This window comes from Vibrio echinoideorum, assembly GCF_024347455.1.
Lineage (GTDB): Bacteria > Pseudomonadota > Gammaproteobacteria > Enterobacterales > Vibrionaceae > Vibrio > Vibrio echinoideorum.
This window is the reverse complement of the sequence record NZ_AP025483.1, coordinates 3103449-3125691: the sequence shown is the minus strand read 5'-3', so window position 1 is coordinate 3125691 and position 22243 is coordinate 3103449. Positions and strand designations below refer to the sequence as shown.

Genomic DNA, 22243 nt, shown 5'->3' with positions numbered 1-22243 from the left:
CCTTATATAATTAACGCCTATGGGAAGGAAATCATGGCATCAAAACAAAGAGCGATCTCAAGACTCGTCGCTCAATCAGGACAAATGTTATTGGCACATGGCGCAGAGAGCACACTAGTCGGCGATATCATGCGTCGTATCGGTATCTCTTGTGGAGTCGATGAAGTAGAAGTTGCACTGTCTGCCAATGCGCTTGTTGTGACAACGGTAATGGATGATCACTGTATTACGACGACTCGAAGCTGTGCTGATCGTGGTATCAACATGCAAGTGATCACTGATATTCAGCGAGTCTGCATCATGATGGAGAAGGGAATTCTTGATTATGGAATGGCTTATAGAAAGATTCAAAACATTAGTCCTGAACGCTACAACCGTTGGTTAGTTGTCGTAATGATAGGGTTATCGTGTGCTTCTTTTAGCCGTCTTGCTGGCGGAGATTGGCATGTCTTTATGATGACGTTTATAGCTTCGGCTTGCGGTATGATTGTTAGACAAGAGATCGGTCATCGTCACTTCAATCCGTTATTGAATTTTGCCATTACGGCTTTCGTTACCACGACTATCTCTGCCCAAGCTGTGCTTTACAATATAGGAGGTCAACCCACCATCGTGATGGCTTCTTCAGTATTGATGCTCGTGCCCGGATTTCCTCTGATTAACTCCGTTGCGGATATGCTTAAAGGCCACATTAATATGGGATTGGCGCGCTTTACTATGGCCAGTCTATTAACTCTAGCGACTAGCTTGGGTATTGTCGCAGCGATGAGCTTGTCAGATGTTTGGGGATGGGCAAACTAATGAGTATTTTTGAACTTTTTGTTGGGTTACTCAACGATATGTTTTTTGCCGCGATTCCTGCTGTCGGTTTTGCTCTGGTGTTTAACGTTCCCCAGCGAGCTCTAATTTACTGTGCGTTGGGAGGTTCCATTGGTCACGGTAGCCGTTATTTGATGATGCACTTTTGTATTCCTATTGAATGGGCGACGTTTTTCGCGGCTACTATTGTGGGGATGATTGGAGTCCATTGGTCACATAAGCTCTTGGCACACCCTAAAGTGTTTACCGTCGCAGCATTGATTCCGATGGTGCCTGGTGTGTTTGCCTTTAAGGCGATGATTGCCATGGTTGAAATTAACCGGGCAGGATACAACCCAGAACTATTGGCCTTGTTGATGGAAAACTTTTTGAAATCGATGTTCATTATCGCAGGGCTTGCAGTTGGCTTAGCGGTACCAGGGCTGCTCTTTTATAGAAGAAGACCGATAGTATAATCGCATAATGATTTACCCTATGAGGGAAATCGGTATAATCTGTGTCTCAGAAATTACAGAGGTATAGAGTTGTGAAAATTAGCTTAATTGCAGCTATGGCTCATGGTGGGAAAATTGACAAGGAAAATGGTTTTTATTTACCTGAAGCTGGTGACAGAATTATTGGTAAAGAGAATGCCATGCCATGGCACTTACCTGCTGATTTTGCTTGGTTTAAAAAGCACACTCTAGGAAAACCAGTAATTATGGGGCGCAGAACTTATGATTCTATAGGTCGCCCTCTTCCTGGAAGACAGAATATAGTTATCAGTCGTGATCCTGAGTTATCCATCGACGGGGTAACAACAGTTACATCTACAGAGGAAGCTCTAAAAGCTGTTGGAGACGTTGAAGAGGTAATGGTTATAGGTGGTGGTTCTATATATGAATCTTACCTTCCTATAGCAAATAAACTATATCTAACATTTATTGAAGCTGAAATTGAAGGTGACACTCGCTTTCCTAGCTGGGGAAGTGAAGGTTGGACTTGTGAGTACGATGAATATTACACTCATGACACTAAGAACCGATTTGATATGCACTTTGTTATATTAGAGCGATAATTTATAGTATGGCTTGCTTTCTTGAAATATAAAGCAAGCCCTATATTAAACTATAGTTAGAGCTTCTTGAGTGAAGAACTGTTTGTCTTCCCAGCGAAGTGCCGTTAACTGTCCCCCCCAAACGCATCCTGTATCTAAACCAATCACATCTTTTCCTGAGTAGCCTTCTAGCGCAGCCCAGTGTCCAAATAAAACCGTCTTATCCAGTTTTATACGTTGTTTAAGGTCAAACCAAGGCACCAAAGGCTCAGTGGTAATTTCGTTTGGTGGAAGTTTACAGGCCATATCGAATCGACCATTAGTAAAACAGAATCGCATTCTAGTCAGGCTGTTGATCGCATAGCGATAGCGCTCAATCCCTTCTAAATTTTGATTCCATAAATCAGGCATGTTGCTGTACATGTTTTCGATCAGCCATTGCCACTTATCGGATTTTAATAAGGCAGCTATCTCTCGATTTTCAATCCTTGCTCGCTCTAAATCCCACAGCGGTGAAATACCAGCATGAGACATCACAAATTCCGGATGTTCCTGCAACAAAGGTTGATGTCTTAACCATTCCAGCAATTGGTCACGATCTTCAGCATCCAGAATTGGTTGAGTCTTATCTTTAGGTTTCGCTGGAAACAGACCTAATGAGACAGCAAGCAGGTGTAAGTCATGGTTGCCTAATACCACCTTTGCGGCACTACCAAGGCTACGTATAAAACGCAATGTTTCTAGCGATTTAGGGCCTCTAGCGACCAAATCACCAGCCACCCATAAGGTATCTTGTTGTTTGTCAAAGTTGACTTTTTCAAGCAGTAACTGAAATTCGTCGAAGCATCCTTGAATGTCTCCGACAATATAATTCGACACAGTGAGTTCCTGTAGATGCTGAGGATAACTAGTTAAGGATATTGGGTATTGCTAACCTAAATGGGTCAACTTCGGTTATGAAATTGATACCTTTATGATCAGTCATAACATAATGACCTTGCATAACTCCAACAGGAGTTTCGATGACAGTACCACTTGTGTAAGTGTATTCGTCGTTGGCCTCGATAACAGGTTGCTGTCCAACCACACCATCACCTTCAATGGTGAGTTGCTTTCCGTTAGAGTCGGTAATCAACCAACGGCGAGACATTAGTTGAACCGTTGTTTTGCTAAGATTTCTGATAGTAATGATGTAAGCGAAGACGTAACGGTTCTTCGTTGGCTCAGATTGTTCCTCTATGTATTTAGAGTGAACTTGGCATTTGATACAAGGCGTAGATATATCCATATTCGCACCTTTTATTGTTGGTATGCTAAGGGCAATAGATCACCCCAAAATATTACATAAAAAATAGGCTCCTCACCGAAGTGTAGGAGCCTTTCTATCTATTTGTCAGCGTTTTGACTGTCGTATAACCAGTTTGCCATGTCGACAAATTGTTCGAGTGTCAGGTTCTCAGGGCGCATGCCAGGGTTAACGCCTAGCTCTTCAAGCACTTCTTTACTGATCAAACTCTTGTAGCAGTTACGTACCGTTTTACGGCGCTGGTTAAAGCCTTCGCGACATACGCGATCCAAGCACTTAAGATCTTTTGCCGGATAAGGCAGCACTTCATAAGGCTGAAGGCGTACGACGGCAGAATCAACTTTCGGTGGCGGAACGAAGGCTGTTGGTGGTACTTCTAGTACAGGCGTTACTTTACAGTAGTATTGAGCCATTACAGTAAGACGACCGTAAGCTTTAGTGCCAGGGCCCGCTGCCAATCGATTAACGACTTCTTTTTGAAGCATAAAGTGCATGTCTTGCACGTCTTTATGAAACTCAAAAAGGTGAAACATCAATGGTGTAGAGATGTTGTATGGCAAGTTACCGAAGATACGTAGCTTGTTGTTCGGTTTAACAAGTTGTTCGAAATCGAACTTCATTGCATCACCTTCATAGATCGTTAACTTTTCAGCTAGATCCGGGTGATTACGCAGACGTTCAGCAAGATCTCTATCCAGTTCAATCACAGTGAATTTGTCGACAAGCTTGCCAACTGGCTCAGTGATCGCACCAAGACCAGGGCCGATTTCGACTAGGTTTTGACCTGGAAGTGGGTTAATACTCGATACGATGCCATCAATAATGTATGGATCGTTAAGGAAGTTTTGACCAAAACGTTTACGCGCTTTGTGCCCTAAGTGGACATCATTTCTCATTGTTTTTTCTCTACTAATTCAATGGCGTGCGTGAGCGCTGTTCTAAAGCTCCCTGTATCGGCTTGGCCTGTACCTGCCAAGTCTAAGGCAGTACCGTGATCGACTGATGTACGAATGAACGGTAAGCCAAGTGTGATGTTCACTGAGCGACCAAACCCTTTGTATTTCAATACTGGGAGTACTTGGTCGTGATACATACCTAAAACAGCATCTGCATCTTGCAAATATTTTTCATTAAAGATGGTATCTGCTGGCAATGGGCCAACTAAATTGATGCCATCTTGTTTACGAATTTTTTCTAGCGTAGGGGTGATAGTTTCTATCTCTTCACGGCCCAAACAACCATCTTCACCAGCATGCGGATTTAAACCGCACACGTAGATAGTTGGTTTCTCAATCGCAAATTTATCGACCAAATCTTTATTCAGAATCGCAATAATTTGCTCTAATCTGTCTTCGGTCACTGCTTGAGATACATATGCTAGTGGGATATGTGTTGTTACTAATGCAACACGCAGCCCTTCAGTTGCCAACATCATCACGACTAGCGGTGTGTTGGACTTCTCTGCAAAGAACTCGGTATGGCCACTAAAAGCAACGCCAGCACGGTTAATTACACCCTTATGAACAGGGCCGGTGACAATAGCATCAAATTCATTATTCATACAGCCAATTGCTGCGGTTTCTAAGGTATTTAATACGTAATGACCATTAGCCTCGTTGAGTTGGCCTGCGATGGCAGTTTCAGCTAGTGGAACGTGTTTCACTACCAGTGTGCCTGAGCGCTGAGGTTGCTTGGGAGCGGCTGCATCGTAATCTAACAGCTCAACTTCAATCCCTAGTATTTCCGCTCGCTGTGCAAGTAGAGTTTTATCTGCACACACTACGAGTTGATGAGGCCAGCTTTCTTGAGATAAAGCCAAAGTTAAATCTGGACCTATCCCTGCGGGTTCACCTGCGGTAATGACCAGGCGTTTAGTTGTCATCTTGGTCGTCCTCAACCATTTCAACAAAGGCACTCGCTCTGACTTCTTGTAGCCAAGCGCCTGCTTCTTCGTTGAACTTACGGTTAAATAGAATTTGGTAAGCTTTGTTCTTTAAAGCTGAATCCGTTCGGTCAACTTCTCTACGGTCGAGTACTTCAACAATGTGCCAACCATGAACGGTTTTAAAGGGTGCGCTGATTTTGCCTTGAGGTAGAGTCTCTACTTGGTGCTTGAACTCAGGTACATATAAATCAGGGGTTTGGTAACCTAGTTCACCATCTCGCACAGCAGAACCAGGATCTTGGCTGTATTGTTGAGCAAGCTCGCCAAAGGTGGCTTCGCCAGCATTAACGCGACGAGTGATTTCTTCAAGTTGCTCTTTTGCACCGTCATCACTCAGGATTACGGTAGGTTTAATCAAGATATGACGGGCATTAACTTCGGTAACGGCAACAGTTTCTAAGCCTTTTACATCTTCAATTTTAAGAATGTGGAAGCCAACACCGCTTCGGAAAGGACCTATGATGCTGCCTTTATTTTGCATTTTGATTTGGTCTGCAAAAATGGTTGGCATCTCTTCTTTACGCATCCAACCCCAATCACCACCTTGCAGTGCTTTTGGACCTTTCGAGTAAGTGTAAGCCATGGTGCTGAAATTTTTGCCGCCGTTTAGTTCTTCTACTAAATCGTTCGCTTGTGCTTCTAACTCTTCTTTGGTTTGGTCATCATTAAATCGAAGTTGAATGTGGCCAATTTTGTATTGAACAGTAGCATTGGTTTCTTGCGCTAGGATATCCGCTAGGTTGTCCACTTCTGCAGGAAGAATGTTGATACGACGACGGACTAATGCGTTACGAGCTTCACTGGCTGCAATCTCTTTTCTTACTTGTTCACGAAAGGCATTGTAGCTAAGGCCTTCTTCAGCAACGGATGCTGTAAGTTGCTCCACGGTTTGGTTGTTATCTTTTGCAATGCCTTCAATCGCTTGATCAAGTCGAGCATCATCAATACGAACACCAATACGTTCTGCTTCTTGAGTTTGAATCGTATCAATGATCAGTTTTTCGAGTACTTGCTCATTGAGTACGTCTTGCGATGGCAGCGTTTGGCCGCTTTTCTTAGCATTTGCGCGCAACGTTTTCATTGAAGCATCAATGTCACTTTGTAAGATCACGCCTTCGTTAACGATAACTTTTACGCTGTCGAGCTCAACCGGTGCTGCATAGCTCGTTGATACAGTGCAAGCTGCTGCGATAGCGATTAATGTGTGTTTCCACAATGTCATGTGTAATCCTTTATATTTACGGATGTTTTATCAGTAAAGAAAATTAGTTGTTTAAGAAGAATGGGCGACCATAGCTTAGAGAGTTGTCTGAACTGCTCTCACCAACAGCGCCTGAATCAGAGCCTAGGTTAGTACCAAAGCCGACAATACCGAAATTCACACCAAAGTTATTTTCATATTCAGGCGTAGTATTTGGATCACTAATATTATTTGTCAACTGGTTACTATACGTAAATCCGATATACCAACAATCCGATTTATAGTTCAAGCGAGCCAACCACTCTAGATTCTCTTGTGTGGTTAAATCATAGAAATATTGAGCACTGGCATTCCACTTCCGCGAAATCTGGTAAGCACCAAGCAAACCGGCTTGCGAGATGCCATCTCTAGTTATTGATCCAACATTTATACTTTCGCCTACATTATCTTCAATGTATTCTTCCGTAACATAGCGATAGTTGGTTTGTATGTAACCACCAGTAAAACGGTATTCTAACGTACTGTTTGCAAGCTGCATCGCAGTGGTATCAATATCGTATTGCACGCCGCCGTGATAAAACAGGTAATCGTCATAGTTGAAGTCCATTTCAATAGCCCAAGACGAATAATTAGTTTTTTCACTGGAGTCTTCGCTGCTCAGAGTTTGTTTTGTGTCTTTATCAAAATAGAAAATTTGGCCAAAGGATATATTAAGTCGTTCTTTATATTCATCATCAAAGAAGCGCGATGATGCACCGTAACTGACTTGGTTTGCCGCTGCGATGCGGTCCACACCACTGTATTTACGACTTCTGAATAAGCCATAGTAGTCGGTCTGTAGTAGTGTTGTATCGTAAAGACCAATTTCACTTTGATCCTCTTCGGGTACGTAAAGGTACTGCACCTGTGGCTCTAACGTTTGTGTGTAGTTACCCACAATCGTGGTATCCCGCTCCAGAACGATACCTGCATGGCTTCTAAATTCAGGGATAACTCGGCTTACTGATTCTTCTAAATCTTTGTATTCGTCACTTGTTGTATCAACGCCATCTAGATCTTGCTGGTAATATGTACCAAGCAACCGAGCTTCTGTTGTCCATGTACCCCAAGTATTGCCTACCGGGATAGTTATACCAGGTTCAACGTGGACACGAGTTGCAGATGGTTTGCCCGAGGCATCAGTATCGAACAACGACACATGACTAATGAGGTCAAAATCTAGGTAATCCATGACCTCCGGAGCATAGTAGTTGTACTCAAGCTGCGGCATTAAACGATAAGGCAAATTATTTGTTGTATCGGTGAGGACTTGGAAATCCCTTACAAGTACAGAAGCATCCCAGTTTTGAGAACGGTACGTTGCTTTACCTTCTTGAAGTAGTTGTCCATCTTCACGGTTACCGATTCCTGAGCTCATATCCGTAAAGTAGTCAATATCACTGACTTTAGAGTAATCAATTTCGAACAACCAAGATTGTTGAAATATTCCTGAATGTTCTAGTTGGAAACCCCAACGATCGCCTTCATCTGTGTATTTTTGATCGTCTGGTAAATATTCAGACTCGATACTACCTGAACCGAAATCGCTCAAATATCTGAATTTACTGTTTAGTTGAGTGCCTCGTTCTTGCATGTACTTGAAAGTGGTTTCTAAATCGTAGTCTGGCGCCAAGTTCCAATAGACGGGGATTTCAGCTTCAAAACCATCGCTTGAACCGTATGAAACGGTTGGATATAAGAAACCGGTTTTACGTGTGTCACCGACTGGTACGGTTAAGTAAGGTAAGTAAAAAACTGGGACACTTTGAATTTCAAAACGTGGATTATAAAAGGTGGCTTGCTCTTCGTCTTGGTCAACACTGATACTTGATGCTCTTAGACGCCAAGCGTTGTCACCAATAGGACAAGAGGTAATCGAGCCATCTTCAATCTCATAAACCGCCTTGCCTGTTTTCGCAATATATACCGCATTACCTCTACCTGGTTCGCAAAGAAATTCGTAATCGGTATTTTCTAGCGTCATTTCATCAGTAGTGAGGTTATTGGTCGCCTTGTCTGATATAGACTTGATTTGACCATCACTAAAGTTTACGTTGCCTTCAGCTACAACGATATTTTCTTGTTGATGCAGAGTTACATTGTCGGCAAGAATGGTTTTATTTCCTTGCGTAACTCTTACATCACCTGAATATATTGCCTTATCACCATTGATAGCTTCTAAGCGATCAGACTCAACATGAGCGGGTAGCTGTGTCTCGTTTTCTGCAGCGGGTTCGATCAAGCATTGATCTATAGAGGGCATTTCCTGCACACTATTATCGGTGATTGTTTCAGCTTGAGTTGTTGACACGTATAACGCTGTAGTTATCGACGCGGCTAACAAAGTGCGGGAAAAACATTGCATGAAGTTGAACTATCCTGTTTCACTAGATGAAGGGTTGATCTAGTATCAATCCAATAAATAAAGCATTTTCCTTATGATAAAGGAAATATTAGCATTCAGCATCATCAGACAGCATTACTCAGACAAAATTCATAGATAGAGAACACATAATGCAAATATTTGGCAAAATTTTGGGCGCTTTTTTTGGCTTTTTATTTGGAGGGCCACTTGGTTTAGTTTTTGGCCTATTTTTAGGACACCAATTCGATAAAGCTCGCCGATTGAACCAATCGGGATTCAATAGCTCTGGTTTTGGTCGAGGACCAAGCCAAGCAGAAAGACAGAATGAGTTTTTTAAAGCGGCTTTTGCGGTTATGGGACACGTTGCTAAAGCGAAGGGGCAAGTGACACCAGAAGAGATTCAACTGGCTTCTACAATGATGGAGCGTATGAACCTGCATGGTGAACAACGCAAAGCTGCGCAAGAAGCTTTTCGCGATGGCAAAGAAAGTGACTTCCCGTTAGGTGATGTGCTTGAGCGTGTGAAGATCTCATCGGGCGGCCGTTTTGATCTTCTGCAGTTCTTTTTGGAGCTACAAGTCTCTGCCGCATTTGCTGATGGAAGCTTGCACCCAAGTGAGCGTCAGGTTCTTCATAAGATAGCGCAAGGGCTTGGATTTTCTGCAGAACAACTAGAACGACGTTTGCAGATGCAAGAAGCAGCATTCCGTTTTCAACAACAAGGTGGAAGTTTTGGTGGCCATCAAGGTCACGGGCAGTCATCGGGGTGGCAACAAGCTTCACAGCAAAACCAACTGGCAGATGCTTTCAAGGTACTTGGGGTAAGTGAAAGTGCGGATGGTAAAGAAGTGAAGAAAGCTTACCGGAAACTGATGAATGAACACCACCCTGACAAGTTGATGGCGAAAGGTTTACCGCCTGAGATGATGAACGTTGCGAAAGAAAAATCTCAAGAGATTCAAAATGCTTATGACCTAATCAAAAAGGTTAAAGGCTTCAAATAATCATTACTATCTGAATTGTATTTGAGTGGTTCGCTTTGTGAACTACTCTACCTAAAGGGAATTATATGACGTTAACTTATAAGGATGTTCTAGAGTTTTGGTTCGATGAACTAACGCCCAAAGACTGGTTTACTGGCGGTGAAGAGATTGACGCTTTGATTAAAACTCGCTTCTCTGAACTGCACCAAATAGCCATTCAAGGTGAGTTGTTTGAATGGCGCCAGACAGCAGAAGGACGCTTGGCTGAGATCATCGTACTTGACCAATTCTCTAGAAATATTGCTAGAAATAGTCTGGCAGCGTTTTCGGCTGACCCTATGTCGTTGGCTTTAGCTCAAGAAGCGGTTGGTGGTGGTTTTGACCATCAACTTAACCAGCAGCAAAAAAGCTTTCTCTACATGCCTTACATGCACAGTGAATCTTTGATGATGCATGAGCAGGCTGTGATGCTTTTTTCTCAGACGGGTCTAGAAAATAACCTGGATTTTGAGTTTAAGCATAAGGTCATCATTGAGCGTTTTGGTCGCTATCCACACCGTAATGAGGTGTTAGGACGAGCTTCGACTCCTGAAGAAGTTGAGTTCTTGCAGCAACCAGGCTCAAGCTTTTAATTGTAGAAGTACGGTTCAATAGATAAAAAAGAGGCTAGAGGTTAATAAAAACCTTTAGCTTCTTTTTTGTTTAGCTTCATTCATGAGCTTTAACGTTAAAACTAGTTTGCTTGGTTAAGCGACCAATCATAGTCATAACTGATTTGTTCAGTGTTTGTTACCTGCTTTGTTCTGTATTGATCTAAGTGTTGAATAAGTTGTTGTTGGTTGCCAAAATCTACAGCAAACCATTCGTAAATCGATGATAGTTGAAGCTTGTTGTTTTCAATCAACACGCCCTTATCGCTATTGATATACTCAGCAGCAGCGAGTTCTAGCAATGTCTCTGTATTATCAGACGTAAAGGCCTGAGGTTGCAGATTAGGACAACCCAGACTCGCACAATTCACTGCGTAATGCGTACGTGGGTCTTGCCAAATCGGTCTTAAAATTCGATGTTCGATATCATTCAGTGACATTGACTTTCCATTGACTTCAACCACATCGTCTCCCCATGGCCCAAAACTAAACAGTCCGCCGAGCTTAGTAATTGATTTGATAGGGTATGCATCAAGAATCAAATCGACAGTCACGGCGTTATATAGATTAACCCAGTAGGCATACTGCTCCGCTCTTGAATAGTCGAGTGGGTTGATCTGCTCAAGTCGGTTTATGTACTGGTTTAACTTTGTCTTGTCTGAAGAGCTCACCGCTTTATATCTCACTAGGGTGTGCTGCTCTTGTTTTACTAAGTAGCTATCGAGGAATTGCTGCCAATCTTGATGAGACACCTGTGTTGAGTTCGCTTCATTACTTTGGTTCCAGTATGGCCAAAGTTCGGATTTAGGCGCAGACCAAGCTAAGGTTGAGAAAAGTAGACTGATAATAAAGAGTAGTTGTTTCATGGCATTCTCCTGATGACTGACTACTAAGACCCTACGGCTCACTATTTTCTTTCATGACCCTTTCGTTAAATAAACAAGTGAATTAAATAAACCATTTAAGTTAAACAAGAAAGTTTAGTCCAACCAAAATTGAATCTAATAAAAAAGGTTGGCACTAGGCCAACCTTTTAGGTGTTTTTGAAACCGCTTGCTCTATTTCAAGACTGTGCTATTTCAAGATCGTTTTATTTCAGGAAGCTAGGAATCTTAGCTTCAAATTCTGAAATCTTATCTGCGTGTTGAAGTGTTAGGCCGATGTTATCTAGGCCATTCAGCAAGCAGTGACGACGGAACTCATCAATTTCAAACGAGTATTCTTTTCCATTGGCAGCGACTTTTAGTGCTTCAAGATCAACTGTAATTTCTGCGCCTTCGTTTGCTTCAACGAACTGGAAGAGCTCATCGACTTCTTGTTCAGTCAATCGAACTGGAACCATCTGGTTGTTGATTGAGTTGCCGTAGAAGATGTCTGCGAAGCTTGGTGCGATCATCACTTGAATACCGTAATCGGCAAGCGCCCACGGAGCGTGCTCACGAGATGAACCACAACCGAAGTTTTCGCGAGCGAGTAGGATAGAAGCACCTTTATAGCGGGGTGCGTTCATTACAAACTCAGGGTTTGGCTGCTGGCCTGCATCATCTAGGAAGCGCCAATCATGGAACAAGTGCTTACCAAAGCCAATACGATTCACTTTCTGTAGGAACTGCTTTGGAATGATCGCATCAGTATCGATGTTGGCCGTATCTAGAGGAACGACTAATCCGGTGTGTTGTTGAAAACCTGACATGTTAAATCCTCTAATTAAAGTTCACGAATATCGACAAAGTGACCAGCGATAGCCGCTGCAGCTGCCATTGCTGGACTAACTAGGTGCGTACGACCATCACGGCCTTGGCGACCTTCAAAGTTACGGTTTGATGTAGAAGCACAGCGCTCTTGTGGACCTAAGCGGTCGTTGTTCATTGCAAGACACATAGAGCAACCCGGTAGGCGCCATTCAAAGCCTGCTTCGATGAAGATCTTATCTAAGCCTTCAGCTTCAGCTTGTGCTTTTACTTGCTCAGATCCTGGAACGATCAATGCTTGAACATGTTTTGCTACTTGGCGGCCTTTTGCTACGGCTGCAGCTGCACGCATGTCTTCGATACGAGAGTTAGTACAAGAACCCACAAAGACTTTATCGACGTTGTAATCAGATAGAGATTTACCCGCTTCAAGGCCCATGTAAGCAAGGGCTTTTTCAGCAGATGCCTTTTCAACAGGGTCTGCGAAGCTTTCTGGTGCAGGGATTGGTGTGTCTACTGAGATAACCTGACCTGGGTTTGTTCCCCAAGTGACTTGTGGTTTGATGTCAGCGGCTTCTAGCGTTACAACCGCATCGAATCCTGCCTCAGCATCGGTTTTTAGTGTGCTCCAGTATTCAATCGCCGCTTCTAAATCTTGACCTTCAGGAGAAAACTTACGACCTTTGATGTACTCGTATGTCGTTGCATCTGGAGCGATTAGGCCCGCTTTCGCGCCCAGCTCGATTGCCATGTTACATACCGTCATACGACCTTCCATCGTAAGATCGGTAATCGCCTCACCACAGAACTCAACTACATAACCAGTACCACCAGCTGCCGTTGTCTTGCCGATGATCGCGAGTACGATATCTTTTGCTGTAATGCCTTCTGCTACTTTACCTTTTACTTCGATCTTCATGGTTTTAGCGCGAGCTTGTTTTAGCGTTTGAGTTGCTAGAACGTGCTCAACTTCAGAAGTGCCGATACCAAATGCTAATGAACCAAATGCACCGTGAGTTGCCGTGTGTGAGTCACCACAAACGATGGTCATGCCCGGCAGAGTAATACCTAACTCAGGGCCCATTACGTGCACAATACCTTGGTATTTGTGGTTTAAGTCGTAAAGCGTGACACCAAACTCTTCACAGTTTTTCGATAGCGTTTCCATTTGGATACGAGCCATCTCGCCAGAAGCGTTAATGTCTTTGGTTTGAGTCGATACGTTATGATCCATCGTCGCAAAAGTTTTGCTAACTTGGCGAACTTTACGGCCTTTTTCACGCAGACCATCAAAGGCTTGTGGCGACGTTACTTCGTGGACTAAGTGACGATCGATATAAAGAATTGGAGTTTCACCCTTAGCTGCAACCGCAACGTGAGCGTCATAAACTTTTTCGTATAAGGTTTTTGCTTGCTGGTTTGTCGACATAGCTTTTCTTCCTTGGGAGCATCAGTCCCAGTGTTTGTTTCGAACCAAGTCATGCAATTTAACCTGACTTGGCTTGATATTATTTTTATGTACTTGCTTCTATCTTTGAGCGTTAGCTTATGAAGCTAAGATGTACTCTGCGATCTTATCACCCATTTCAGAGGTGGTTAGCGCTTGGTTTTTACCTGCTAGATCGGCCGTTAGTTCGCCAGCTGAAAGCGCTTTAGATACGGCTATTTCGATATCCTGTGCAGCATCTTCTTCACCTAGGCTGTAGCGAAGCATCAAAGCTGCAGAAAGAATCTGTGCTACTGGGTTAGCGATGTTCTTACCTGCGATATCTGGAGCACTGCCGCCCGCTGGTTCGTATAGGCCGAAGTTGCTTTCGTTCAAGCTTGCAGAAGGAAGCATGCCCATAGAGCCGGTGATCATTGCACACTCATCAGAGATGATGTCACCGAAGATGTTCGAACAAAGCATCACGTCAAACTGAGATGGGTCTTTGATTAGCTGCATGGTCGCGTTGTCGATGTACATGTGGCTCAATTTCACATCTGGGTAGTCTTTCGCTACTTCTTCAACCACTTCACGCCATAGAATAGAGCTTTGTAGAACGTTCGCTTTATCGATTGAGTAAACGTTTTTGTTACGTAGACGTGCAGATTCAAACGCAATCTTTGCAATACGTTCGATTTCGTAACGGTGATAAACCTCAGTATCAAACGCTTTTTCAGTTGCGCCTTCGCCTTCACGGCCTTTTGGTTGACCGAAGTAGATACCGCCCGTTAGCTCACGAACAACAACGATGTCGAAACCGTTGCCTGATATATCAGCACGTAAAGGAGAGAAAGACTCTAAACCCTTGTGGATTTGCGCTGGACGTAGGTTACAGAACAGTTGGAAATGCTTACGCAGAGGAAGTAGGGCACCACGCTCTGGTTGGTCGTTTGGTGGAAGGTGTTCCCATTTAGGACCGCCGACAGAACCAAAAAGTACCGCGTCAGATTCTTCACAGCCTGCAACGGTTGCTTCTGGAAGTGGACAGCCGTGATTATCAATTGCAATGCCACCAACATCATACTCTTCGCGAGAAAAGCTAATCGCGTGCTTCTTTTCGATCGCGTCTAACACTTTATGTGCTTGTTGCATTACTTCTGGGCCAATGCCATCACCAGGTAGTACGGCAATTTTGTATGATTTATCTGTCATGTTAATCCTTTAATTCTTGTTACTGAGCGGTTTGGCTCGTTTTAAATTTTGTCCCTAAAGCCAACAACATCGGCTCTAGGGCTCTGTTATTGGGGTCTTAAACTGTCGCGAATTTTTGCTGCTTCATTTCAGCAATAGTGTCTGCGCGTTGAATGCTATTGATAACGTGTAGCAACGCTTGACCAGAAGCTTCAACGATATCCGTTGAAACGCCCGTACCGTGGTACTTACGGCCTTTATAGTTAGCAATGATGTCCGCTTGACCTAAGCCATCTTCGCCTTCACCTTTCGCAGTAAGGTCGAATTTATCCAACGCGATTTCGTAGCCTGTTAAGCGGTAAATACATTGGTATAAAGCATCAACAGGACCGTTGCCGACAGCCGCTTCGCATTTCTCTTCATCACCACATTGCAGCTTGATGCTAGTGGTAGACATAACACTACCAGATTGTACGCTTAGGTAGTTAAGTTTATAGAAGTCATCTTCGTCACGTAGATTCGCGAAGTGCATTAATGCTTCTAGGTCGTAATCGAAGACTTGTCCTTTACGGTCAGCAAGCTTCAAGAAGTCTTCGTACAATGAATCTAGGTTGTACTCATTATCTTTATAACCCATTGCGTCCATGTGGCTCTTAACTGCCGCACGGCCACTACGGCTGGTTAGGTTCAATGCTTTGTTTTTCAAACCAATCGACTCAGGTGTCATGATCTCGTAAGTGTTTTTGTTCTTAAGCATGCCGTCTTGGTGGATACCTGAAGAGTGGCTAAATGCATTCGCACCGACGATAGCTTTATTGTCTTGAATTGGCATGTGGCAAAGCTGGCTAACCAACTTACTGGTGCGGTGAATCTCTTTATGATCTAAACCAGTATGAACACCTAACAACTCTTGGCGAGTTTTGATGATCATTGCGATTTCTTCTAGAGAACAGTTACCAGCACGTTCACCAATACCATTGATTGTGCCTTCAATTTGACGAGCGCCCGCTTGCACAGCAGCAATTGAGTTCGCAACCGACATACCTAAATCATCGTGACAGTGAACAGAGATGATAGCGTTATCAATGTTTGGTACGCGATTGAATAGCATTTGGATAATGCCACCAAACTCGTTTGGAACGGTGTAGCCTACCGTGTCTGGAATATTGATGGTTTTAGCGCCTGCGTTAATCGCGGCTTCAACCATTCGGCATAAGTTGTCGATGGGTGTACGACCTGCATCTTCACAAGAGAACTCAACATCGTCGGTGTAGTTACGTGCATGCTTAACAGCTTTCACCGCCATTTCAACGACATCGTCGTAGCTGCGACGTAGCTTATCTTGTACGTGTACCGTCGATGTTGAAATGAAGGTGTGAATACGGAATTGGTCCGCTACTTTTAGTGCTTCTGCTGCGGCGTCGATATCTTTAGCAACTGCACGAGAAAGTGCACAAATTCGGCTGCCTTTGATGTGTTTTGCAATCGTTTGAACCGATTCAAAATCACCTGGAGAAGAGATAGGGAAGCCAGCTTCAATAACATCCACACCCAGTCTCTCAAGAGCATAAGCGATCTGTAACTTCTCTTTTACTGTCAGGCTTGCTGCAAGTGCTTGCTCGCCGTCACGTAAGGTCGTATCAAAAATTATTACTTGATCGTTCATGGGTGCTTCCTTATATCGATAATGAATCGATTGCTATCCAAATTATTATTAAGAATGATGTTCTTTTAAAAGTGCCAGTTACAAAAAAACCCGCTCAGCGCGGGTTTTAATATTTGTGTAGTTCTTGACCCACAACTTACCCGCGCGATTGGTTCACGATAAGGAGAAGTTTCAGCAGTCGAGAAGAAGAAAAAATCATTACACAAATATCCGTAAATAAACTGTTAACACCATATTTACCGTAATTTATTCTAAGCGTCAAACAAGAAAACCCAATAACAGTGTACATTGCCAGTGTTTTTGTTTGGTTTATGCTGTTAGGTGTTTATTTCTTGGTGTAATCGTTTGTTTGTTGGTTTTTTGTTGGCGGGTTAGTTTATCGATTGGCTTATGTCTAGGTTAAAACTTTGTAGTAAATCTTTTTGTTGGAACGATTCACCAGCAAAATCGAATGTGTGGCGACATTAATTAATCACTTGATTAAATAGTGAGTAATTAATCTTCTGCAGTTGTGCTTGTTTATCTCTATAATTAATCAAACGATTAATTATAGAGATGGTCAAAGCAATGACAGCACGTAAGGCCGGGCGACCCCAGCAGAACCTTGATGTACGGCAGCTACTCATCGAACACGCTCGTGATCTGTTCGTTGTTAAATCCTACGATAAAGTATCGACACGCCTAATTGCAGAACGTGCTGGAGTGAACATTGCCATGATCCGTTATTACTTCGGTAATAAAGCAGGATTGTTTGAAGCGATGCTGCGGGAAACGCTTCGTCCAATGCAGCTACAAATGCAAAAGTTAGTTGAAGAGAGCAGTCATGAGAACTTTCTTGATTTAATGCGGACTTACTACAAAGAGATGGTCAAGGTACCAAAGTTTCCTCGCTTGATAGCCCAGGTGATGAATATGCCTCCTTCAGAAGTGCAAAGAGAGTTACTAGAAAAGGTTTTCTTAGACGTGGCCAAACCGGCGCAAGATGTCATCTTTGAAAAGCTTGTTGAGCAGGGCATTTTGAAACAAAACATGGATCCGAAACTGTGTCGCGTTTCGTATATAAGCTTGATGGTCTTTCCTTTTATTGCCCCACCCCCTTTGTTAGCCATTCATGGCATTGAGTTAAATGAAGAATTTCTTAATCGTTTAATCGAACACAACATTCAACTGATGACCGAAGGCTTTATCAATGTAGCGAGCACTTCACCCTTGCAGGAACCAAGATAATGAAAATAAGCAAAAAACTCCTCTTTTTTCCAGCACTAGCGATTGGAATCATCGGACTTGTGGCGGCGATTAATTTAAAACCTGATCTTCCAACTAAACCTGCGGGTGACCGAGCTCGTTTAGTGGAAACCGTAAGTCTAGAGCAGCAATTGATTGCGCCTTTGGCGGTTGGTTTCGGCAAAGTTGTGCCAAAAGTCGAATGGAAAGCCATATCTGAGGTGACGGGGCAAATTGTTTATCGACATCCTGACCTGGAAAAAGGGCAAGTGATCCCTGCGGGAACCGAGGTATTAAAGATTGATCCATTGGATTACGAACTGAAGCTGATACAAGCGGAAGCTGATCTTAAATCAAGCCAAACCTCGCTAGCGAAATTGAATCAAGAAGAAGACAACCTGAATCAGACTCTAAAGATCGAAAAGAATCGCTTAGTGATCAGCAATAAAGAGCTACAACGTAAACAAGATCTACGTAAGAAAGGGTTAACTTCTCAATCGGATGTCGATCTGCAGCAACAAAGCGCATTGTCTCAACAGAAGTTGGTGTTAGATATTGCTAACCAAATTACCCTGATTCCTGATGAAAAACGCGTCGCGGAGGCCGTGATTAAAGTGAACGTGTCTAAGGTGAAAGAGGCACAACGCTCTTTGGATAAGACGACCATCACGTTACCTAGAGCCATGCGAATTGCTCAAGTCGATATCGAACAAAACCAAGTAGTTAATCTTCAGCAAGAAATGTTTGTTGCTCATGGGATTAATATTATGGAAGTTGAGGCGCAACTTTCTATTCACGATATGCAAACTTTAGCCTCAAGTTTTACTCAATTTCCCCGTGACGCTGCTGGAATTCCAACGCCTGATCAAGCGCCAATCAAAGCGAGTGTTCAACTGAACAGTGGCAGTCTGAATCTGAGCTGGCCTGCAAAGGTAGCGAGAATCAGTGAAACCGTTGATGAAAACCAAGCGACGGCAGGGATCATTCTTGAGATCGCTCAAGACTACTCACAACTGCAACCAGACAGTGCGACACCTTTGGTCAATGGCATGTTTGTTAAAGCTGAAATTGAAGGTGTAGCAAATCTAAGCTGGGTGTTGCCTGAACGAGCGCTGCATGGTGATAAAATTTATCTAATGGACGATAACTCCCGTCTGCAAATGGTTAATGTTGAAGTGCTTTATCGTAGAGACAACCAAGTGGTTGTGAACGGGGATCTTCAAACGGGCGATAAACTGATTCTTAATGATTTGCTGCCAGCAATTGAAGGTATGTTACTTAAAGAGTCAAATTCTCAAAAGGTTGAGCTTGTACCCGGTGTCGAGGAGAGTGCGTCATGATCAAGTTCTTCTCTAGGCACCCAACAGCAGCAAACTTGTTGATGCTTGGGCTGTTGATAATGGGTTTAAGCTCATTATCAACCATTAAACGTGAAACCTTCCCGGCTTATGATCCTCTGTATATTATGGCGGCGATTGTTTACCCGGGCGCTTCTCCGCAAGAAGTGGAAGAGAGCCTTTGTGTGCGAATGGAAGATGCCGTCGATGGCCTAGCTAACATTGAAGAAACTCAATGTGAAGCCGTTGAAGGTAGTGCTAGGCTCATTCTCAAGTTAAATGAAAAAGCAGATATTGGCCGAATGCTGGTGGATGTTCAAACTCAAATTAACTCGATCAACGATTTCCCATCCGAGATTGAATCTCCTGTTGTTCAAGAGTTGGATTGGAACGAACCCGTTGTCGATATTGCCATCACAGCAGAAACCTCATGGCCGGAACTCAAGGCATACGCTGAAGATCTTAAACGCACCATGAAGCTCGATTATGATGTTTCTTTGGTTGAGGTGAGCGGTTTTTCCGATCATCAATATCGTGTTGAGTTGGATACCCAAGCCATTCGTCAGTTGGGTTTGAGTGTTGGTGATATTGCCGATCAAATTGGTCGTCAGAATGTAAAATTGCCGAGTGGTAACATTGAAACACCAGATAAAAATTTCCTGATTCGTTTTGACGAGAGACGGGTCACGCCTGTTGAGCTTGAGAGTATTGTTGTTGGATCGGCACCAAATGGTTCTGTGATCCGTTTAAGAGATATCGCGAAGATCACCGATCGTTTTGAACTTGATGAACAGAAAGTCCTGTTCGATGTCAAGCCTTCTGCTTTGTTGAAGATCAGCAAAAACAAAGAAGACGATGCGCTTCGAATTAAAGAAAACGTGACACGATTTGTTGAAGATCAGAGTGCGATTGCCCCTGATGGTGTGACGCTACAAATGACCAACGATCTCTCTTCTGTGCTTTGGGATCGTCTAACCATGATGGTGCGTAATGGTTGGCAAGGTATTGTGTTGGTTTTTGCCACCATGTGGTTGTTCTTTAGTTTACGTTACTCATTTTGGGTCGCTGCAGGTTTACCCGTTGCCTTCCTTGGTGGCTTATTTTTAATGGCCAACCTTGGCTTATCGATCAACATTATGTCGCTTGTAGGCTTACTAATGGCGATAGGTATTATGATGGATGATGCCATCGTGATTGCCGAATCGATAGCCTCACATTTAGACAGGGGGCAGAGTGTTGATGATGCCGTGTACAACGGCGTTAAGAAAGTACTCCCCGGGGTGTTGTCTTCATTCTTAACCACGGTCTGTATTTTCGGCAGCTTGTTGTTTCTTGATGGGGAGATGGGGGCAGTGCTTAAAGCGGTGCCTCAGGTACTTATCTTGGTGTTGTCGCTAAGTTTAATTGAAGCGTTTCTTATCCTACCCAATCACTTATCTCATTCATTACACAAAGAAAAAAATGATAAGCCAGCGTTGCGTTTCAAGGTGGTGTTATTAGAGAAGTTTGAGAACTTTCGTAACACCACGTTGACGAACATGGTTGAGAAAGTCGTGACGTTCCGCTACGCCTTTATGGGCGGAGTGATGACGCTGTTGTTACTTTCTATTGCCTTGATTGCGGGCGGTGCTGTTAAGTTTCAACCTTTCCCTGAATTGGACGGTGATATCGCTGAGGCGCGTATCATTCTTCCACCGGGCGCATCACTGTCTCAAACCGAGAGAGTCGTCGATAAAATCGTGGCTTCTGCTGAGCGTTTGAACGTGCAGTGGAGTGAAGATGTCGAAGAGGGTAATGAGCTGGTGGAACACATCACTAGCCAATTTAATGCTAATGCTGACGCCAGTGAATCCGGGCCGCACCTCGCGACTGTGCGTTTAGATTTGCGTGGCGCTGAAAGTCGAAACACGGTGATTGATGATTTCATTGATGCATGGCGCGCAGACATAGGTGATTTGGCTGATCCTATCTCGCTAGTTTTCAAACAACCCACTATGGGGCCGGGCGGTCGTGCTATCGAGATCCGCGCCAAACATGATGATCTTGCAGCGTTGAAATCGGCTTCTTTGGATATTCAGGAATATCTCAATCAGTTTGATGGAGTGCATGGTGTTCTAGATGACATGCGCATGGGTAAAGAAGAGATCTTAGTTAAGCTGCGCCCAGGAGCGGAAACTTACAACGTGAACGGGCAGATGATTGCTTCTCAGTTGCGTGCTGCATTCTTCGGTCAGACAGCCGATGAGATTCAAATCGGCGTTGAGAATATCTCGATTGAGGTTCGCCTCGATAAAGAACAAGCAGGTGACTTACAGCAACTCGCAAACTTCCCAATTATTACTGCTGATGGCAGTCAGATCCCCTTAGCGACTTTAGCGACGTTAGATTTTCAACGTAACTATGTGCGTATCCAGCGTATTGATGGACTTCGAACGATCAGTATCTTTGGTGATGTTGATAACAAGAAAGCCAGCTCTTCGGCGATTTTGGCCCAGTTCCAAAAAGATGAAGCCGCCAAGTTAATTCAAAAGTACCCAGGTTTACGTTTTGATTTCGAAGGGGAAGCTAAAGATGCGGCTAAGACCGGTGCTTCTATGGGTAAAGGCTTTTTACTTGGCTTATTCGGTGTGTTTGCGATTCTTAGTTATCAATTCAGAAGTTACCTCGAACCTGTGGTCGTGATGCTAGCGATTCCACTCGCCTTTATTGGTGTAGTGGTTGGTCATTGGCTATTGGGGCACGCCTTGAGCATGCCGAGCATGATGGGTTTTGTGTCGCTTGCCGGGATCGTGGTCAATGATTCCATCTTGCTGGTGCAATACATTCGTCATCATGTCGATGAAGGGGATAGCGTGCATGACTCGGTGGTGAAAGCCAGTCGCGAGCGTTTCCGAGCCGTATTTTTGACTTCAATGACGACAGCTGCAGGGCTACTACCACTGTTAACAGAAACCAGCCTACAGGCTCAGGTTATCCAACCACTGGTGATCTCCATTGTGTTCGGAATTTTTGCTTCCACCTTGCTGGTGCTGTTCATGATCCCTGCCGCTTATGCGATCTTGGCTGACTTTGGTTTAGTGAAAAAGCACGAACCCCTCGAACTATAGAAGTGGCATTTATACCTTTGTAAAAATAGCGAAGACCTAACAAAAACAAAGCGACCATGTGTCGCTTTGTTTTTATTGATTGTGTCGCTGACTATTTGGGTTAACTCGCAGGGAACGCTTTCTTGGTTCGCATGCTTGGTTCATACGCTTGGTTTGCTGGTATTGGATCGTGGCAGCGCAGCGTCCATAACAAATTTCATTTTAGTTCATTCAAAACGTCACTTAACTGTCATTTCAGGGGCATACCTTGAGCCTTA

General features: G+C 43.7%; 19 protein-coding genes. 8 read left to right on the top strand and 11 right to left on the bottom strand.

Annotated features, from left to right (window positions below; all coding sequences use genetic code 11):
- Positions 1 to 33: 33 nt before the first annotated feature.
- The 3 genes from OCV36_RS14045 to folA all read left to right on the top strand — a co-directional run bounded on the left by OCV36_RS14045 (position 34) and on the right by folA (position 1876).
- Positions 34 to 801 carry a threonine/serine exporter family protein gene (locus OCV36_RS14045; RefSeq protein ID WP_017073048.1) on the top strand — a complete coding sequence of 256 codons (768 nt, stop codon included), beginning with the start codon at positions 34 to 36 and terminating at the stop codon, positions 799 to 801.
- Positions 801 to 1274, top strand: coding sequence for a threonine/serine exporter family protein (locus tag OCV36_RS14040; protein ID WP_167853026.1), 474 nt, complete (start codon positions 801 to 803; stop codon positions 1272 to 1274). Before OCV36_RS14045 ends, OCV36_RS14040 begins: the two co-directional genes overlap by 1 nt.
- A 71-nt stretch (positions 1275 to 1345) precedes the next feature.
- The gene (gene folA / locus OCV36_RS14035) at positions 1346 to 1876 is read left to right on the top strand and encodes a type 3 dihydrofolate reductase (protein WP_390903428.1); all 531 of its coding nucleotides are present in this window, start codon (positions 1346 to 1348) and stop codon (positions 1874 to 1876) included.
- 45 nt (positions 1877 to 1921) lie between these two features.
- Here the strand turns inward: folA and apaH are convergent, their stop codons facing one another.
- The 6 genes from apaH to lptD all read right to left on the bottom strand — a co-directional run bounded on the left by apaH (position 1922) and on the right by lptD (position 8711).
- Positions 1922 to 2734 carry a bis(5'-nucleosyl)-tetraphosphatase (symmetrical) ApaH gene (apaH, locus tag OCV36_RS14030; protein ID WP_135456163.1) on the bottom strand — a complete coding sequence of 271 codons (813 nt, stop codon included), beginning with the start codon at positions 2732 to 2734 and terminating at the stop codon, positions 1922 to 1924.
- Positions 2735 to 2762: 28 nt separating this feature from the next.
- Positions 2763 to 3143 (bottom strand): Co2+/Mg2+ efflux protein ApaG, encoded by a 381-nt coding sequence (gene apaG / locus OCV36_RS14025; protein WP_135456166.1) that lies wholly within the window; start codon positions 3141 to 3143, stop codon positions 2763 to 2765.
- Between the two features lie 98 nt (positions 3144 to 3241).
- Positions 3242 to 4057 carry a 16S rRNA (adenine(1518)-N(6)/adenine(1519)-N(6))-dimethyltransferase RsmA gene (gene rsmA, locus OCV36_RS14020; protein ID WP_017073053.1) on the bottom strand — a complete coding sequence of 272 codons (816 nt, stop codon included), beginning with the start codon at positions 4055 to 4057 and terminating at the stop codon, positions 3242 to 3244.
- A complete protein-coding gene (gene pdxA, locus OCV36_RS14015; RefSeq protein ID WP_029224775.1) occupies positions 4054 to 5043 on the bottom strand; it encodes a 4-hydroxythreonine-4-phosphate dehydrogenase PdxA in 990 nt (329 codons plus the stop codon). Before pdxA ends, rsmA begins: the two co-directional genes overlap by 4 nt.
- Positions 5033 to 6328 (bottom strand): peptidylprolyl isomerase SurA, encoded by a 1296-nt coding sequence (surA, locus tag OCV36_RS14010; protein ID WP_135456168.1) that lies wholly within the window; start codon positions 6326 to 6328, stop codon positions 5033 to 5035. The genes pdxA and surA overlap by 11 nt, the downstream gene beginning before the upstream one ends.
- 43 nt (positions 6329 to 6371) lie before the next feature.
- The gene (gene lptD, locus OCV36_RS14005; RefSeq protein WP_135456170.1) at positions 6372 to 8711 is read right to left on the bottom strand and encodes an LPS assembly protein LptD; all 2340 of its coding nucleotides are present in this window, start codon (positions 8709 to 8711) and stop codon (positions 6372 to 6374) included.
- Positions 8712 to 8860: 149 nt separating this feature from the next.
- Between lptD and djlA the strand changes: the two genes are divergently transcribed.
- Together djlA and OCV36_RS13995 are read left to right on the top strand one after the other, a co-directional pair.
- A complete protein-coding gene (djlA, locus tag OCV36_RS14000; RefSeq protein WP_102553877.1) occupies positions 8861 to 9715 on the top strand; it encodes a co-chaperone DjlA in 855 nt (284 codons plus the stop codon).
- 65 nt (positions 9716 to 9780) lie between these two features.
- Complete coding sequence (locus tag OCV36_RS13995) at positions 9781 to 10326, top strand: DUF924 family protein (protein WP_135456172.1); 546 nt, start codon at positions 9781 to 9783, stop codon at positions 10324 to 10326.
- A 101-nt stretch (positions 10327 to 10427) separates the two neighbouring features.
- Here the strand turns inward: OCV36_RS13995 and OCV36_RS13990 are convergent, their stop codons facing one another.
- The 5 genes from OCV36_RS13990 to leuA all read right to left on the bottom strand — a co-directional run bounded on the left by OCV36_RS13990 (position 10428) and on the right by leuA (position 16318).
- Positions 10428 to 11210 (bottom strand): DUF547 domain-containing protein, encoded by a 783-nt coding sequence (locus OCV36_RS13990; protein ID WP_135456174.1) that lies wholly within the window; start codon positions 11208 to 11210, stop codon positions 10428 to 10430.
- Positions 11211 to 11434: 224 nt separating this feature from the next.
- The gene (leuD, locus tag OCV36_RS13985) at positions 11435 to 12037 is read right to left on the bottom strand and encodes a 3-isopropylmalate dehydratase small subunit (protein WP_135456176.1); all 603 of its coding nucleotides are present in this window, start codon (positions 12035 to 12037) and stop codon (positions 11435 to 11437) included.
- 14 nt (positions 12038 to 12051) lie between these two features.
- Positions 12052 to 13464 carry a 3-isopropylmalate dehydratase large subunit gene (leuC, locus tag OCV36_RS13980; RefSeq protein ID WP_135456177.1) on the bottom strand — a complete coding sequence of 471 codons (1413 nt, stop codon included), beginning with the start codon at positions 13462 to 13464 and terminating at the stop codon, positions 12052 to 12054.
- Between the two features lie 117 nt (positions 13465 to 13581).
- Positions 13582 to 14673: a 3-isopropylmalate dehydrogenase gene (leuB, locus tag OCV36_RS13975; RefSeq protein WP_135456179.1), complete on the bottom strand. Its 1092-nt coding sequence runs from the start codon at positions 14671 to 14673 to the stop codon at positions 13582 to 13584.
- Between the two features lie 97 nt (positions 14674 to 14770).
- Entirely contained in the window at positions 14771 to 16318 is a 1548-nt protein-coding gene (leuA, locus tag OCV36_RS13970) for a 2-isopropylmalate synthase (protein ID WP_135456181.1), read from the bottom strand.
- A 567-nt stretch (positions 16319 to 16885) separates the two neighbouring features.
- Here leuA and OCV36_RS13965 point away from each other — a divergent pair.
- From OCV36_RS13965 to OCV36_RS13955, 3 genes are read left to right on the top strand one after another with little or no spacing between them, the layout of a single operon-like run.
- Complete coding sequence (locus tag OCV36_RS13965) at positions 16886 to 17545, top strand: TetR/AcrR family transcriptional regulator (protein WP_135456184.1); 660 nt, start codon at positions 16886 to 16888, stop codon at positions 17543 to 17545.
- A complete protein-coding gene (locus OCV36_RS13960) occupies positions 17545 to 18882 on the top strand; it encodes an efflux RND transporter periplasmic adaptor subunit (protein WP_135456186.1) in 1338 nt (445 codons plus the stop codon). The genes OCV36_RS13965 and OCV36_RS13960 overlap by 1 nt, the downstream gene beginning before the upstream one ends.
- Positions 18879 to 21986 carry an efflux RND transporter permease subunit gene (locus tag OCV36_RS13955; RefSeq protein ID WP_135456188.1) on the top strand — a complete coding sequence of 1036 codons (3108 nt, stop codon included), beginning with the start codon at positions 18879 to 18881 and terminating at the stop codon, positions 21984 to 21986. Before OCV36_RS13960 ends, OCV36_RS13955 begins: the two co-directional genes overlap by 4 nt.
- Positions 21987 to 22243: the final 257 nt, after the last annotated feature.